The organism is Paenibacillus pasadenensis (genome assembly GCF_023715725.1).
Lineage (GTDB): Bacteria > Bacillota > Bacilli > Paenibacillales > Paenibacillaceae > Paenibacillus_O > Paenibacillus_O pasadenensis_A.
This window is the reverse complement of sequence record NZ_JAMBOT010000002.1, coordinates 405,708-419,672: the sequence shown is the minus strand read 5'-3', so window position 1 is coordinate 419,672 and position 13,965 is coordinate 405,708. Positions and strand designations below refer to the sequence as shown.

General features: G+C 52.1%; 17 protein-coding genes and 1 other RNA gene. 8 read left to right on the top strand and 10 right to left on the bottom strand.

Features of this window, described 5'->3' with window-relative positions:
* Nucleotides 1-33: 33 nt before the first annotated feature.
* Nucleotides 34-585, bottom strand: coding sequence for a TlpA family protein disulfide reductase (locus tag M3223_RS07225; protein WP_251560500.1), 552 nt, complete (start codon nt 583-585; stop codon nt 34-36).
* A 113-nt stretch (nt 586-698) separates the two neighbouring features.
* Between M3223_RS07225 and M3223_RS07220 the strand changes: the two genes are divergently transcribed.
* Nucleotides 699-1,169: a Mov34/MPN/PAD-1 family protein gene (locus tag M3223_RS07220; protein ID WP_251560498.1), complete on the top strand. Its 471-nt coding sequence runs from the start codon at nt 699-701 to the stop codon at nt 1,167-1,169.
* Here M3223_RS07220 and M3223_RS07215 read toward each other — a convergent pair.
* From M3223_RS07215 to M3223_RS07205, 3 genes are read right to left on the bottom strand one after another with little or no spacing between them, the layout of a single operon-like run.
* Nucleotides 1,143-1,877 carry an exonuclease domain-containing protein gene (locus tag M3223_RS07215; RefSeq protein ID WP_251560496.1) on the bottom strand — a complete coding sequence of 245 codons (735 nt, stop codon included), beginning with the start codon at nt 1,875-1,877 and terminating at the stop codon, nt 1,143-1,145. The two genes, M3223_RS07220 and M3223_RS07215, sit on opposite strands and share 27 nt — an antisense overlap.
* A 19-nt stretch (nt 1,878-1,896) precedes the next feature.
* Nucleotides 1,897-2,967, bottom strand: a complete 1,071-nt coding sequence (locus M3223_RS07210; protein ID WP_251560494.1) for a DUF294 nucleotidyltransferase-like domain-containing protein — start codon at nt 2,965-2,967, stop codon at nt 1,897-1,899.
* 60 nt (nt 2,968-3,027) lie between these two features.
* Nucleotides 3,028-4,386, bottom strand: coding sequence for an ammonium transporter (locus tag M3223_RS07205; protein ID WP_251560492.1), 1,359 nt, complete (start codon nt 4,384-4,386; stop codon nt 3,028-3,030).
* Between the two features lie 403 nt (nt 4,387-4,789).
* On the opposite strand from M3223_RS07205, the gene M3223_RS07200 reads away from it, so the two are divergent.
* Both M3223_RS07200 and M3223_RS07195 read left to right on the top strand, forming a co-directional pair.
* The gene (locus M3223_RS07200) at nt 4,790-5,227 is read left to right on the top strand and encodes a MerR family transcriptional regulator (protein ID WP_251560490.1); all 438 of its coding nucleotides are present in this window, start codon (nt 4,790-4,792) and stop codon (nt 5,225-5,227) included.
* Between the two features lie 32 nt (nt 5,228-5,259).
* Nucleotides 5,260-5,943 (top strand): zinc metallopeptidase, encoded by a 684-nt coding sequence (locus M3223_RS07195; protein ID WP_251560488.1) that lies wholly within the window; start codon nt 5,260-5,262, stop codon nt 5,941-5,943.
* A gap of 76 nt (nt 5,944-6,019) precedes the next feature.
* Here M3223_RS07195 and M3223_RS07190 read toward each other — a convergent pair whose 3' ends face one another.
* Nucleotides 6,020-6,682, bottom strand: a complete 663-nt coding sequence (locus tag M3223_RS07190) for a rhomboid family intramembrane serine protease (RefSeq protein WP_251560486.1) — start codon at nt 6,680-6,682, stop codon at nt 6,020-6,022.
* Between the two features lie 103 nt (nt 6,683-6,785).
* On the opposite strand from M3223_RS07190, the gene tpx reads away from it, so the two are divergent.
* Nucleotides 6,786-7,298, top strand: a complete 513-nt coding sequence (tpx, locus tag M3223_RS07185; RefSeq protein ID WP_251560484.1) for a thiol peroxidase — start codon at nt 6,786-6,788, stop codon at nt 7,296-7,298.
* A gap of 82 nt (nt 7,299-7,380) precedes the next feature.
* Here the strand turns inward: tpx and M3223_RS07180 are convergent, their stop codons facing one another.
* From M3223_RS07180 to M3223_RS07170, 3 genes are all read right to left on the bottom strand, one after another.
* Nucleotides 7,381-7,770: a DUF1499 domain-containing protein gene (locus M3223_RS07180; protein WP_251560482.1), complete on the bottom strand. Its 390-nt coding sequence runs from the start codon at nt 7,768-7,770 to the stop codon at nt 7,381-7,383.
* Nucleotides 7,771-7,866: 96 nt separating this feature from the next.
* A non-coding RNA gene (gene ssrS, locus M3223_RS07175) (6S RNA) lies at nt 7,867-8,052 on the bottom strand.
* A 67-nt stretch (nt 8,053-8,119) separates the two neighbouring features.
* Nucleotides 8,120-8,899, bottom strand: coding sequence for a YesL family protein (locus tag M3223_RS07170; protein WP_251560480.1), 780 nt, complete (start codon nt 8,897-8,899; stop codon nt 8,120-8,122).
* A gap of 175 nt (nt 8,900-9,074) precedes the next feature.
* Here M3223_RS07170 and M3223_RS07165 point away from each other — a divergent pair, with 175 nt between their 5' ends.
* Nucleotides 9,075-9,161 (top strand): YjcZ family sporulation protein, encoded by an 87-nt coding sequence (locus M3223_RS07165; RefSeq protein ID WP_251561004.1) that lies wholly within the window; start codon nt 9,075-9,077, stop codon nt 9,159-9,161.
* Between the two features lie 180 nt (nt 9,162-9,341).
* On the opposite strand, the gene M3223_RS07160 is transcribed toward M3223_RS07165, so the two are convergent.
* A complete protein-coding gene (locus tag M3223_RS07160; protein ID WP_251560478.1) occupies nt 9,342-10,970 on the bottom strand; it encodes a DEAD/DEAH box helicase in 1,629 nt (542 codons plus the stop codon).
* A gap of 164 nt (nt 10,971-11,134) precedes the next feature.
* On the opposite strand from M3223_RS07160, the gene M3223_RS07155 reads away from it, so the two are divergent.
* The 3 genes from M3223_RS07155 to M3223_RS07145 all read left to right on the top strand — a co-directional run bounded on the left by M3223_RS07155 (nt 11,135) and on the right by M3223_RS07145 (nt 13,644).
* Nucleotides 11,135-11,968: a YitT family protein gene (locus M3223_RS07155; protein WP_251560476.1), complete on the top strand. Its 834-nt coding sequence runs from the start codon at nt 11,135-11,137 to the stop codon at nt 11,966-11,968.
* Nucleotides 11,969-12,125: 157 nt separating this feature from the next.
* On the top strand, nt 12,126-12,314 hold the full coding sequence (locus M3223_RS07150; RefSeq protein ID WP_251560473.1) for a hypothetical protein: 189 nt from the start codon (nt 12,126-12,128) through the stop codon (nt 12,312-12,314).
* Nucleotides 12,315-12,456: 142 nt separating this feature from the next.
* Entirely contained in the window at nt 12,457-13,644 is a 1,188-nt protein-coding gene (locus M3223_RS07145; RefSeq protein ID WP_251560471.1) for a putative glycoside hydrolase, read from the top strand.
* A 101-nt stretch (nt 13,645-13,745) separates the two neighbouring features.
* Here the strand turns inward: M3223_RS07145 and M3223_RS07140 are convergent, their stop codons facing one another.
* Nucleotides 13,746-13,949 carry a DUF3906 family protein gene (locus tag M3223_RS07140; protein ID WP_251560469.1) on the bottom strand — a complete coding sequence of 68 codons (204 nt, stop codon included), beginning with the start codon at nt 13,947-13,949 and terminating at the stop codon, nt 13,746-13,748.
* Nucleotides 13,950-13,965 lie beyond the last annotated feature (16 nt).

Here is a 13,965-nt window from a genome sequence, read left to right as displayed (position 1 = left end):
CGCGATATCGCAGCTTCCGGGCTGTTTAATTCATTATTTTGAAGAGTTCTTCAGCAGAGCTTCCAGCTTCTGCTCCCATTGCTTTTTGGTTATGACGCCGGTGATGCGCTCCTTCACTTTCCCATCCGTACCAACAAGCAGCGAAGTCGGGAAGTTGCTTACCTTATACGCCTGAGTCACCTTGCCGTCACGATCCATCGGAATCGGGAAGGTCAGCTTTTTCTCTGCCACGAAATTGCGCGCGTCGCGCTCCCGGTCATAACTAGTGGAGTTTACGCCGTAGAAGTCAATCCGGTCTCCGTATTTTTCAAACAGCTCCTGCAAATCCGGCGCTTCCAAATCGCATGGGCCGCACCAAGACGCCCAGAAGTTGACGAGTACGGGCTTTTCTCTTTTCCCTTGAACCGTATAAGTTGTGTTGTCCATTCCAACCAGGCTGAACGGCGGAGCCGCATAACCTTCCTTCGGCTTCGAATCGCCGCCCGCATTCAAAAAGGCCATGTTGAAAGGCAAATTATCGCGTGCGACCCAAACTCCAATCAGCACGGCAGCCAAAAGTATTCCTGCTGTCATGAATCGTTTCATGCGTAACCTTCCTTCGCTGCGTCTTCCTCTTCCTATTGGACATGGTATCATGATGATGCGGCGGACTCAAGCGAGCCTAATCCAGCTTTTGGCCAAGGAGTGAAATTGCTTTCATGTCAGATTATGTAACTTATATTCAAACTGAGGCTTTGCAGCAGCTCATCGCAATTTGCCGGTCAGGCATGCCTGATGAAGTTTGCGGCCTGGTTGCATACCGCACTGACGATCCAAAACGGGTTGTGTCAGCTATTATGCCGCTCCAGAATGCACACCCCTCTCCCCGCCATCACTTCGAGCTCGATCCTGCCGAATGGGTATCCGCCTACTTTCAGCTGCTGCGGGATGGATACAGCGTTGCAGGCATTTACCATTCCCACCCGAACGGACCGGCTTTCCCCTCGGAAACGGATCTTGCCCAACGGCTCTGGGAGCCCGCACCGCCCAAAAACAAACCCTCCGGCTCCGCCGAAGGGTTGCAAATGTGGATTATTTCGCTGGCGGATTTAGAAGCGCCATTAGTAGCCGTATTTGCGCCGTCTGCTCAAGGCGCCAAGCGTTCAGTGCTGGCTGAGGTAGGCATATAAATCGCCTAGCGTATGAATGTTGCGGGAACGGATACGGGCCAAATACGTCAGCCACAGCTTTGACTGCATCACACAGTCCTCCAGCGCGTGGTGGCGGCGCGTAATTGGTATGCCCTCCTCCTCCAGCAGCTCATCCAGCCCGTACGCATCCCGGCCCGGCTGCAGCCATTTGGCGACCATCATCGTATCCAGCACCCGGTGAGTGAGGTTGCATTTGAACGTTTTCCACAGCGCAGCGTTCAGGAACTGTTTGTCATGCCCGCTGCCGTGGGCGATCAGCAGCCTTTTCCCGCAAAATTGCATGAACTGGTGCAGCACATCGGGCAGCTCGGGAGCATCCTCCGCCATCGCGCTCGTAATGCCCGTCAGCTCGGTAATATGCAGCGGCACTTTCCGCTTCGGATTCACAAGACTGTAGAACGTTTTGCCCTCCACCGGCGTCCCGCCCCGCAGCAGCAGCGCTCCAAAGCTGATGATTTCATCTCCATTATAAGGATAAAAACCTGTTGTCTCGAGATCGAACACCACCGTCTCCAGCTCGCTAAAGGGGGTATCCAGCAAGGAGTGCTTGCGCAAATCGCGGTTCACCGCGCGCATGAATGCCATCTGCTGCGCATTCTGCGCTCCCAGCATGGACGCGATGGCAGGCGTGACGCCTCCCATTTTGTACAGCTGCCACATCCGGTTGACGCCTTTGCTTTCTTTCATGGGGACTCCTTTCGTCCTGTCAGAGCCTGTTCATCGTCTGGCGGTATACTTTGCGCTGCAGCTTTTTCCCGAGCTTCAGTCCGCTTTTAAGCTCCTCGGACAACTCTTTGGTGAGTTTTCCAGATGACAGCTTTCCGTTTGTCGTGAACTGTCCGTTTTCGAACTTCTCCGTCGTCAGCATTCTCAGCCGCAAAAAGAGCCTGAACGTGTCAATCCACTCCGCGGCCTCCTCCGTTTCCACCAGTCCCAACTGCTCTAGACTGCGGATTCGCTCCAGCGTTGAGCTTTCCCTCAGATTGGCCTCGATGGCGAGCAGACGGATCGCATTGACCATTGGAATATAGGCGCCGTATTTGATATCTATACTTCCGGCATCCTCCCCATACTGTTCCTTGAGCAGCTGTCCAAATATGTTAAGCAGCACTTTATGCTTCATTGTATTCTCCAGCATGCGCTTCACGATAATCGGCTGGCTCAACACATCTCCGTAAAAACAATCCTTGAGCTGGTCATGCAGCGATCCGTCTCCATAAACACAGCGGCTGTCCGCTACAATGAGCAGATAACGCACCGATTCCCAGGCTGGTTCCGCGAACCATCCGTTCAGCTTGTCCTTCCATCCCGAGACCGGACAACACCAATCCGCGTTGCTGCTTAACACATTTCCTTCACAGAGAGGATACCCCGTCTCCAGCAGCAGGCGCACTATCCGGGCCGACAGGTCTGAAAAATACTGCCGGTTCCGCTCCTGCTCCGCTGCATCATAAGAATCCGCGTAGATCAAGCCGCTGTCCTGATCGCTTAAAAGCGTTTGTTCCCGCCGGCCGCCGCTTCCGAACAGTAAATAGGCAAAAGGCACGGGGGGAATACCGTTCCCGAGCCGTGCCATCTCCTGCCCAGCAAGCTGAATGGCGCGCCGTACAAAAGCGTCGTGCGCGTCATTCAACTCGTCATAAAAAAGTTCGGTTTGCTGCCGGGGCAGCCGTGCGGCCATCCGGTCGTGAACAAGCTTGCGGTAACGATGCAGAGCGGCGGAATCGTCGGCATGGGCAATCCCGTACAGAAGCTGCTCCCATCCCGGATCAGTCATTCGGCCTTCTCCCCCTTATTGCCTATTCCAAGCTCATGATGAGTGCATGCCGAAACGTTGTCAAGCTTGGATATTCGTAGAGGAAGCCTTTTTGAGCTGCTCTGGATAACCGTAGTTGCCGTGCTCGCTCAGGTCAAGTCCTGCGATCTCCTGCTCCTCCGTTACGCGCAGTCCCATGACCGATTTCATGATGCCAAGCAGGATAAAGCTGACTACAAGGGCGAACACGCCGCAGATTACAACACTTTCAAGCTGTACCCACAGCTGATGCCAGGAGCCCGTATCGATTATGCCGCCTTGACCGATGCCGACCTTGGCCGCAAGTTCTTCCGTTGCAAAAATGCCGTTGGCCAGCGTACCCCATACGCCGGCGGCGCCGTGTACGGAAAGAGCGAAGATTGGATCGTCGATTTTCATTTTTTCGAAGAAACGCGTGCTGTAGAACACGAGTACGCCGGCTACAAGACCGATCACAACAGCCGCCCACGGATCAACGAACGCACAGGATGCGGTGATGGCGACCAGACCGGCAAGCGCGCCGTTCAGCGTAGTACCGATATCCGCCTTGCCAAGTACAGCCCAAGAGATGAGCAAGGCTGCTACTGCGCCGCCCGCCGCCCCGAGCTGGGTGTTGAAAGCAACATATCCGAAAAATCCGTCGCCGACCGCTACCGTGCTGCCTGCGTTGAAGCCGAACCAGCCGACCCACAGAATGAGCACGGACAGCGCCGTGAACACTTGGTTATGGCCGAGAATCTCGTTAGCCGAGCCGTCCTTGTTGAACTTGCCGATGCGCGGCTTGAGCAGAATCGTTCCGGCTAGCGCAGCCATAGCGCCAGTCAAGTGAACCACCGTCGAGCCGGCAAAGTCCTGCGCTCCGTCTTGCGCCAGGAAGCCGCCGCCCCAAATCCAGTGTGCGATAACAGGATAAATGATGGCCGTAAACAGAATGGTGAAGATCAGATAAACCGACAGCTTGGCGCGCTCTGCGAAGCCGCCCCAGGCGATGGACAGCGATACAGCCGCGAAAGCTAGCTGGAATAAAAAGAACAGCGTTGGCGGAAGCGCATTGTCCACCGAAGTTTTGCTTGGATCGAAGAAGAAATCTCCCCATCCGAAGAAGTCGTTGCCTGAACCGCCAAATGCGATACCGTACCCTACTGCCCAGTAAATCAGAGAACAAAGGCCGACGGTGAAAATGGTTTTCCCTGCTACATGCCCTGCGTTTTTCATGCGGGTGGAACCCGTTTCAAGCAGAATGAATCCGCCCTGCATGAGCAGCACCAAAATTGCCGCCAGCATAACCCACAGCGCGTTAAGCCCCATGTTAAGCGCTGCAGCGGAAGGCTCCTCCGCAAACGCCATTGCCGGGAAAATAACCAGCATCGCGCAAATTGAAATCAGCATTTTTTTGACCAAGACGACCACTCCCTAATGTGATGTTATCTAACATTCTAGGAAAGACTTATTGCCATTATAGTCAGTGGCGTCCACTTTGACAATACGCTTTTTAACTGAATCGAAAATAATGTGGAACAATCTCTATTCATATCGTAATCAATGTTAAGTTTTTATTGATATTCACGAAGCTTATCCTCTATTCTCTTCTATAATATTCGTGTTTCATGCAATTGAGAGCTATTCCTCTTTCTTATAGAGCATGAAATCTTCGACTGCTTCCATGTCAGGTTTTACAACAATCAAGTTTTGAGTGCCGCTCAAGACAAGGCTGGAAGCCATTTGGTTTGACGGCATGAAGCTTTAGCGATTATCATAGTTTTCATAGACTGAGCATGGTTTAAATTAAGGATGGTGGAGTAGAATGGCTGAACATCTGCTCAAAATCGGGGCTTTATCCAAGCTTGCAGAAGTAGGCGCCCGAACGATTGATTATTATACGAAGCTTGGACTCATTCACCCGGAAGGGCGCAGCGAGGGCAATTATCGTCTCTATAGTGCTGAAACCTTGGAACGGCTCAAGCGTATAGAACAGATGAAGAAAGAAAAATATACGTTGGACGAAATCAAGCAAGCTCTTGACGGCTGGAACGACGTCTCCTCTGTCTCGCAGGTCACGCAAAAGCTCAGCGATCTTCAGCTGCATCTGAGCCAGCTTGAGCGCGAAGTGAAGGAGCTAGAGCCCGTCATTCAGAATTTAAAGCCGAAACAGGCTAATAAAGCCGTACAGCGACTCATTCCGCAAACAGCGGCTTGTATTGAGGCGCTTATGCTGATTCTGAACAAGGGCAACTTTATGTAGCCGACGAAGCATCTGAAGATGGAGGGGATTTTATGTTGTTGTTTCACCCGATGGATTTTCTCATCCTGATCGCCTTCGCGCTTTCAATTTGGGCGCAATTCAGGGTTAAGGGCACATTTAACCGCTGGTCCGAGGTACAGGCAATGAGCGGAATGACAGGATATGACGCAGCTCGCCGCCTGCTCGACGCAAACGGGCTTTACGACGTGCCGATTGAACCGGTCGCCGGCCGCCTCTCTGACCACTACGATCCGATTCACCGTGTGGTGAGACTTTCGGAGCCGGTATACTATGAAAGCTCGATTTCGGCGATTTCCGTCGCCTGCCATGAGGTGGGACATGCGATTCAGCATAAAGTCAGCTATCCGATGCTGACGCTTCGCCACCGGATTTTCCCGGTTGTGAATTTTGCCTCCGGTATCGCTCCGTTTCTGCTGATCGCCGGTTTCCTGTTCCAAGCAACCGGACTTATCGGCGTGGGTATCGTCTTCTTCTCGGTTGCCGTAGCGTTCCAGCTGATTACTCTGCCGGTCGAGTTTAATGCCAGCAGCAGAGCTCGCGAGCTGATGATCTCCGAAGGATTCATTTCCAACGAAGAAGAGCGCGGCGTAGCCAAAGTGCTTAATGCGGCGGCATTGACGTACGTGGCAGCCGCCCTGGTCTCCTTGCTTGAGCTGATTAAGTACATTATGATTTTTTTCCAGCCTCGCGATTAGCATAAAATAAGCAGCCCCCTTGAGATTCTTCTCAAGGGGGCTGCTTATGGTTTAACGGCTCATTTCGTGTCAGGCTCTAACGAGAGCGGCCGCGACGGTATCTCTCTTTATTGTCCATTGCTGCGTAAAGCAGATAACCGCCGATCAGGCCGCCCAAATGCGCATACCAGTTAATGTTGGAGTAAAACAGCATCGATATGACGCCAAGGCCAAGGATCATGTAGATTGTTTTCACAGAGCCTTCGTCCATCATGCCCTTGCGATGCAGCGCCATAAACAGATAAGCTCCGTACACTCCATAAATCGCCCCAGAAGCGCCTAAGGAAGCATTCATATTCACATCTGACATTCCAGCCGATAACAGCACGATGAACATAACCGCGCTCAGCAGATTGCCTGCAATGCCGCTAACGATAAACAGCACCAGATACCGCCACGTGCCAATCAGCCGCTCCAGCGGAGGCGCAAATACGAGCAGCGCAAACATGTTGAAAAACAGATGCTGCAGCCCGCTATGCACAAAGATCGATGTAACGTACCGCCATGGCTCCTGAAAGCCGTACGGGTTGTCAGGATAACCGGCGACATGATTCCATTGCATGAACAGCATCTGGTTGGTAAGACGATCGTTGGTCAGCGCTTGCCCGCAGAAGAGAATCAAATTCAGTACAATAAGTATCGATGTAACGGGATAAGCCTTCAAGTATCCGCGGAAACTTTCATAACGCAGAAAAATCAATGGAGCGTCCCTCCTTAACCGATTGGACAACGGGGTTAACAACCGTTTATAATTGACTAGCATTTGCTATTACTCAGGTACAGGCTGAAGGAGGATATTCCATATGGCACAGGAACGTCAAGCAAGCTTAAAGGGAAACCCGATTACACTGGTGGGCCCGCAGCTTCAAGCAGGAGATAAAGCTCCCGATTTCACCCTCAACAAATCCCTTGTCGACACCGTTAGCCTTAACGATTATGCCGGCAAAATCAAGCTCATCAGCGTAGTGCCTTCAATCGATACCGGTGTTTGCGACGCGCAAACGCGCCGTTTCAATGAAGAAGCCGCTAAGCTCGGCGAAAGCGTTGCGGTTCTGACCGTAAGCGCCGACCTTCCATTTGCTCAAGCCCGCTGGTGCGGCGCTGCAGGAATTGATCAGGTTACTCTCCTGTCCGATTACAAAGGCAACGAGTTCGGACAAGCTTACGGCGTTTATATCAAAGAACTTGCCCTTGATATGCGCGCAATTTTTGTTCTTGATGCCAACAACACCATTACTTATGTCGAGGTTCTCGGCGAAATGACAGAACACCCGAACTACGAAGCGGCGGTTGAAGCAGTACGCGCACTTCTGTAGGCTGTTCAGCTTAGCTGATCGAGCCAGCTGAAACACAAAAGCGAGCCAGGACCTCCGGTCCTCCGCTCGCTTTTTTGCATGTTCAGGAAGTTGTTTTGTAGGAGGCCAGCTTTTTGTCCAGCGTACGGAAGATGTCTTGAATGACTCTGTAATTGGCGCCAAGATCACCCAATGAACCGCGGGAAGCGGAATAGATGTCAACTGCAGACGTAACTGGGCCCGTCCCGATTACGGAGACGGTAATATCCATCGTCCGGCCGGTCACAGTTCTTTTCTCCAGCACGATTTCACCAACAGACGGCACATCGTGAAGCACCTTATAGCCCTGCATCTTTTTGAGCGTGGACAAAACTTCCTCGAACGCTTTATCCCTCGAAAGCTTATAATAATGGGATTTCAGCAATGGGTCCTTCGCTCTGTCCCCTGACTGTTCAAAGCTGCGCAGCAGACCAATCAGCGTCCGTTTCAGCAATGGTGATTCCCCCTCCAACGTCTATGTATGTACGTCTGGCTGCAAGCATTAAAAAAAAGGCTCTGACAGCTGTCAGAGTCGTTAATAACTCTAATAAAAGATCCCGCAATGCCGTCCGACTTGCTTGTTTCTGAACCCGCTCTCGCAGGTGGGTGTCCTCAGGTCAGCCTTTGAGATCCTCCATAAAATGAAGGCATGTCAGCCGCTGGCCGATGTTGAACTCCCGGGAAACAGCCATTGGTTCAAAACAATTTAAAGCCGTAACGGGCATCGCAGGATGTACTGTTATTATAAACTTTGAAGGCGCAAAAGTAAAATCCCGCGCCTTTCCATTATCCGTAATACAGCATTATTTTTGTTTGCCTTCGCCAAGCTCCGAGTCGACAACGTCCGCGTCCTCTTCGGCTAGACGATTTTTCTCCTCCATTTGGGCTTGTACCTTCTGATACACCAAATAGAAATTCCAAAATGCGAAATATGCGATAATGCTGCCCATGAAAAACGGAATCAAAAACGTAACTTGCATGAAGCTGATGTACAGGATAAAGCCGCTTACAATCGCCGTCGAGAAGGAGCGAAGCGGTCTTCCAATCGTAATCAGAATCGCATTTTTGATCAGCTGGAACGTCTTCATGTGGTAATGGACAACCATCGAAAAGAAATTAAACACCGAGATCGACAGCAGCAGCAGCAGACCAATGAATATATACGATACAAGCTGCAGATCGGGGTTGCTCATATAGACCCGGTAGTCCACAATCATTATCGCGAACAGCAGCGCGTATAAAATACCGCCGATCATGCTCTGCACATAGTTCTGCTTGTAATTGACAAAAAAAGTTTTAAAAAGCGGAACGTCAACATCGCCCATTACCCATTTGCGGGCAACGCCGAACATGGCCGCTGTGGCCGGAAATAACGTAAATGGCGCAGCAACAAGCGCCAGGAACATCCAGCTCAAAAAGCTTTGCGTAGCGTCGACTCCTTCAACTCCGGTCGACAGAAGCGCCGTCAACACCAAAAATGCAAACGGAATGGAACAGATGATCCAGAGCAGATTAATGACCGCAAGCCTCATAATCCATTCGGATATGCGGTAAAACCCTCCCATAATGCCTTTCATTTCCATGTGCTGTTAATCCCCCCTGCTGATAGCGGTTACGGTTTCATTTATCTATTATAACGCTTTCGCGCGCAGAAGCCCAACTATTCCTTGCTCCTGACATCCGTCCTGTCCGTTGTAACATCTCCTGAATATAGTAAGATTAGCTTCACCCATCCAATCATGTTAAGGAGGTGCCGGTATGGGCGTTTGGGGCTCCAACAGCACTGCAGCCATTCTTGTGCTGTTCATTCTTCTGGTCATCATTGTCAGCGCGTTCTGCTACTAATTTGCTCCTCGGCGGCGGCGGACTACGGGAAACCCTTAGGGGAACAGAACATCGCCGTTAACGAAGCATCATTTGGGCAGGGCTAGAGCATGAGACAATTCATGTTATCTCGAGCGCAAGCAAAAAAAGCCGGACGACCGCTTAGCGGCCGTCCGGCTTTTTCGTATGAAACGCTCCGGCTTATTGGTTCACAAAGTCGTCGGAGGAAAACTTCGGACGACGCTGTTCGCCGCTTCCGCTGCGGTTCTCGCTGTTGCCGCGGCTTTCGTAGCTGCGTCCGCCTTCAGTTCTCGGCTTGTAGCCGTCACGGCTGCTGCCGCTGCGGTTGCCGCCGTAGCTGCTGCCGCCGCCGCTTCCGCCGCTGCCGTAACCGCTGCGTCCGCGAGGGGCGCCGCTTCCGCCGCTGCCTCCAGGTCCGCGATTACCGCCATAACCGCTGCCCGTGAAACGGCGTCCGCTGGAACGAACGTCTGGACGGCGTTTTTTAGCGCGGATCGGATCTTCCGGAGTCAGCTCGATGTTGATATCCTTCTTCTCGCCGGTAATCAGCTTGATTGCAGACGCAAGAAGGTTAACGGAGTCATACTGCTCCAGCAGTTGAATGGCAATGCCTTTGTATTCTTGGAATCCGTCGGTTTGGACGATTTCCAGAATACGCTCAGCGGTGATGCGCTGTTTGCCTTCGATCGCTTCCGCCAAGGAAGGAACAGGCTTTTTGGAGATGCGCTGGCGCGTCACCTTCTCAATGAAGTGCAGGTGATCCGTTTCGCGAGGCGTAACGAAGCTCCATGCCGTGCCTTCTTTGCCTGCGCGTCCAGTACGGCCGATACGGTGTACATAGCTTTCCGGATCTTGCGGAAGGTCAAAGTTGATAACATGCGTCACGCCGGATACGTCGAGACCGCGAGCGGCTACGTCCGTCGCCACAAGCACGTCGATGCTTCCGTCGCGGAATTTGCGCATTACGTTGTCGCGCTGATTCTGGCTCAGGTCGCCATGCAGGCCGTCGGCGGAATATCCGCGCTTCTGAAGAGCTTCGCTCAGCTCGTCAACACGGCGCTTCGTGCGGCCGAAAATAATAGCAAGGTCAGGGCTTTCCATGTCGAGCAGGCGGGTAAGCGCGTCGAACTTCTGGCGCTCATGCACCTCGATGTAGGCCTGTTCAATCGTCGGAGCGCTTACCTGTTTCGGAATGACCGATACATGCTCTGGATTTTTCAGGAACTGCTGTGCCAGACGCTGAATGTTCGGAGGCATCGTTGCCGAGAACAGCATCGTTTGGCGCTCTTCCGGAACAAGGCTCAGGATGGAAGTGATGTCTTCCATGAAGCCCATGTCCAGCATTTCGTCCGCTTCGTCGAGAACGACATGCTGCACATCGTCGAGCTTGATCGTTTTGCGGTTAATATGATCGAGCAGGCGTCCTGGAGTACCGATGATAATTTGCGGGCGCTTCTTGAGGGCACGGATCTGGCGACCGATCTCCTGTCCGCCATAAATGGGGAGGGAACGTGTGCCTTTGAACCGGGAAAGCTTGCCAATCTCTTCGGCGACCTGGATCGCAAGCTCGCGGGTTGGTGTCATAATCAGCGCCACGATGCGCTCTTCGCTGGACGGAATTTTGTTGATGAGCGGAATTCCGAATGCAGCGGTTTTACCCGTACCGGTCTGTGCTTGACCGATGAGATCGCTGCCGGCCATCGCGATCGGGATTGACTTATCTTGAATCGGGGTGGATTCTTCGAATCCAAGCTCCGTAATTGCCTGCAACACTTTAGGGTCCAGGCCAAATTCAGCAAATGTTTTCAAATCTTATCCTAACTCCTTCTCTTTGTGAAGCTCACTTCAAAAATATCCTGTTAAGTATAGCACAAAGAACCTGATGAATACCAGTCGCCCGGAAACAGCCATACTACATTCAAGTGCACGATTTGAAGGCCGGCACGATTTGGCTGGCCAGGTAGGAGGAAGCCATGAAGCCGTTTCGAGCGATTACCTCCTGGCTTGCGGTTACTGCCGGGTCCCTGCTTATCGCCGCCGCCTTTAATATTTTGCTCATACCCCAGCAGCTGCTGAGCGGTGGTTTGTCGGGCATTTCGATGATGATCGGTTATTTGACCGGCAGCAATATTGGATGGCTGTACATGGCGCTTAACATCCCTGTTTTGATCTGGGGCTGGTTTACGCTTGGCCGCCGCTTTGTCGGTTGGAGCGCCTATTCCGTAGCCGCCGCCACTTTATTCATGCAGCTCATTCCCGCAACTCCGCTCGCGCAGGATATTTTGCTCTCTTCTGTGTTCGGCGGCATCCTGCTCGGCTTTGGCACCGGCCTTTGCCTGCGTGCAGGCGGCTCCTCCGGCGGCTTCGACATCGTCGCCTCCATCGTCAGCCGCAGCAGAGATTTGCCGGTAGGCATGTTAATTTTTGTACTGAACGGCCTCGTTATCGGAATTTTAGTCTTTTTTACCAACAATTGGGACATCGCCCTCTATTCCCTAATTTCCATCTTTACGGCGGGTAAAGTCGTCGATCTGATTCACATTCGCCATCTCAAGGTTACCGTATTTATTATCACCCAAAAAACAGACGAATTGCTCGCCCGCATGCTTGCCCGTCCTCGCGGAGTCACGATCATCAAAACGCAAGGAGCTTTCACCCATCGTGAAAACGATATGCTCATGACGGTCACAACCCGCTACGAGCTGGAAGAACTGAAGCTGATGATTCGCAAGCTGGACCCGAAGGCTTTCGTAAATATCGTTGAAACTGTCGGCGTCGTTGGCGACTTCAGGCGTAATTCCAGCTAACTGAACCCGGCGTCCGGCAGGGCTCAAGCGGATTTGTCAGCGCCGCCCTTTCCTACGCCGCTTGCATGGGGTATACTGGAGTTATCCCGTAGTTCATTGTTTCATGCCCAGCGTTCTTGCCCTGATATCTCATGAGAAAGGGTGATGCAAGGTGGATATGGAAACGGTCAAACTTTCGAGGATTGTGGAAAAACTGGCGCCTGAGCTTCATTCCTTCCTTACGGCGCATGAGCTTGATCTCAAAATTGTTCTCCGGGACGGCTTCTCGGTTCTCGAACCGGCGGATGCCATGGAGATCGTGCAGCACAGTATTTGCGAACACCAGAAGCTCACGCTTTTGCATTAACTGATCCGGTCTCAACGGCCGGATTAGCGCCCGCCACTCCTGGCGGGCTTTTTCATTGCGGCTTGTCCCGCAATTTTTCTGTGTCAGCATCCCGGATATTGTTTTATAATTTCAAGAGACGAATACATAGGGAGAGAATGGAATGGAAATGATCTACAGCACATTGCTGCTGCTGATGCAGCTGCTTTCAGGCAGCGGCGGCGCCGAGTCCGACGCCTCGCATCAAATGATGGCCTCTTACATTAACGGTGCCGCTGGAAAAACAATCGTTGCCGTTAAACAGGATGACGTTAAAGCCCCTGATGCCGGAGGAGCTTATAGCAAAAAGGACCCTCAACCGGACGCTCCCGAGGTTAAGGGCATATATGCGACAGCGCACAGCGCAGGCGGAGCACGGCTGGATAAGCTGCTGTCCTTGCTGGACCGCACGGAGCTGAACAGCATGGTCGTAGATATTAAGGACGATTACGGTTATATTACTTATCCGACCGATAACGCCGAGCTGCTGAAGATGGGTACGGCCAAAAAATACATCAAGGATTTGCCAGCGCTAATGACGAAGCTGGAGAAACACGATGTGTATCCAATTGCCCGCATTGTCGTGTTTAAGGATACAGTGCTTGCCAGAAAAAATCCTGAGCTGAGCTTTGTGCGCAAGGACGGCAGCATATGGCAAAACGGCAAGGGCGACAGCTTTGTCAACCCTTATTCCAAGGAAGTCTGGGACTACAACATCGCCGTTGCGAAGGAAGCCGTTAAGTTCGGCTTCAAGGAAATTCAATTCGACTACGTCCGTTTCCCAGAGGGCTTTGAGAAAAAAGCCGACTCCCTTAAATTCACCAAAAACGAGCTCAACCGCGTGGACGCCGTAGCCGGCTTTGTCAAATACGCCCGCGAGCAGATGGCCGATCTTGGCGTGCGGGTATCGGTTGATATATTTGGTTATGCGGCATCCGTTCCTGCTGCAGAAGGCATCGGCCAGGACTTTGTGAAAATATCCAAATATGTTGACGTCATCAGCCCGATGGTTTATCCAAGCCATTACTCCACCGGCTGGTACGGAGCCAAAGCTCCTGACCGGGCGCCTTACGACGTAATTAAAGGCTCCATGGTGGATACGCACAAAAAGCTCGACCCGTTGGGAAGCTTCAAGCCGGTTATCCGGCCGTGGATTCAGGACTTTACGGCAAGCTGGCTTGGCAAAGGCAACTACATGAAGTACGGCAAGGCTGAGGTTGAAGCGCAGATTAAAGCATTGAACGACACCGGCGTGAAAGAATATTTACTGTGGAATGCCGGCAATAATTATACGGAAGCAAATTACAAATAAAGTTTTAGCACTTATTCCATTCTTCATGGTTAAGCAAAAAGCTCCGCCCCTCGTAGAGGGGCGGAGCTTTTTGCGGTGACTCTTTTTCAGATAACTACCGTCTAACCTTCAATCAAATAACCGCTGCCGGGATCGGTGCGCTTTTTTTCCACAATCGCAATCGATTGCAGCTCAGGCATATGGAGATAATGGCGCTGCACATGGCTTTCCACATAGGAAAAAGCCTTCTCGTCGTTTGCAGCCAGCACGATCAGATGCGCTTGTTGGCCTTCGGGAAGCTGAAGCTCAATTTTGTACAGGAACAAGGCTCATTACTCCTCT

Bases quoted from the DNA above. Each gene is read 5' to 3' on its own strand.
- M3223_RS07225 (WP_251560500.1), bottom strand. From the start codon at position 585: ATGAAACGATTCATGACAGCAGGAATACTTTTGGCTGCCGTGCTGATT.
- M3223_RS07220 (WP_251560498.1), top strand. From the start codon at position 699: ATGTCAGATTATGTAACTTATATTCAAACTGAGGCTTTGCAGCAGCTC.
- M3223_RS07215 (WP_251560496.1), bottom strand. From the start codon at position 1,877: ATGAAAGAAAGCAAAGGCGTCAACCGGATGTGGCAGCTGTACAAAATG.
- M3223_RS07210 (WP_251560494.1), bottom strand. From the start codon at position 2,967: ATGACTGATCCGGGATGGGAGCAGCTTCTGTACGGGATTGCCCATGCC.
- M3223_RS07200 (WP_251560490.1), top strand. From the start codon at position 4,790: ATGGCTGAACATCTGCTCAAAATCGGGGCTTTATCCAAGCTTGCAGAA.
- M3223_RS07195 (WP_251560488.1), top strand. From the start codon at position 5,260: ATGTTGTTGTTTCACCCGATGGATTTTCTCATCCTGATCGCCTTCGCG.
- tpx (WP_251560484.1), top strand. From the start codon at position 6,786: ATGGCACAGGAACGTCAAGCAAGCTTAAAGGGAAACCCGATTACACTG.
- M3223_RS07170 (WP_251560480.1), bottom strand. From the start codon at position 8,899: ATGGAAATGAAAGGCATTATGGGAGGGTTTTACCGCATATCCGAATGG.
- M3223_RS07165 (WP_251561004.1), top strand. From the start codon at position 9,075: ATGGGCGTTTGGGGCTCCAACAGCACTGCAGCCATTCTTGTGCTGTTC.
- M3223_RS07155 (WP_251560476.1), top strand. From the start codon at position 11,135: ATGAAGCCGTTTCGAGCGATTACCTCCTGGCTTGCGGTTACTGCCGGG.
- M3223_RS07150 (WP_251560473.1), top strand. From the start codon at position 12,126: ATGGAAACGGTCAAACTTTCGAGGATTGTGGAAAAACTGGCGCCTGAG.
- M3223_RS07145 (WP_251560471.1), top strand. From the start codon at position 12,457: ATGGAAATGATCTACAGCACATTGCTGCTGCTGATGCAGCTGCTTTCA.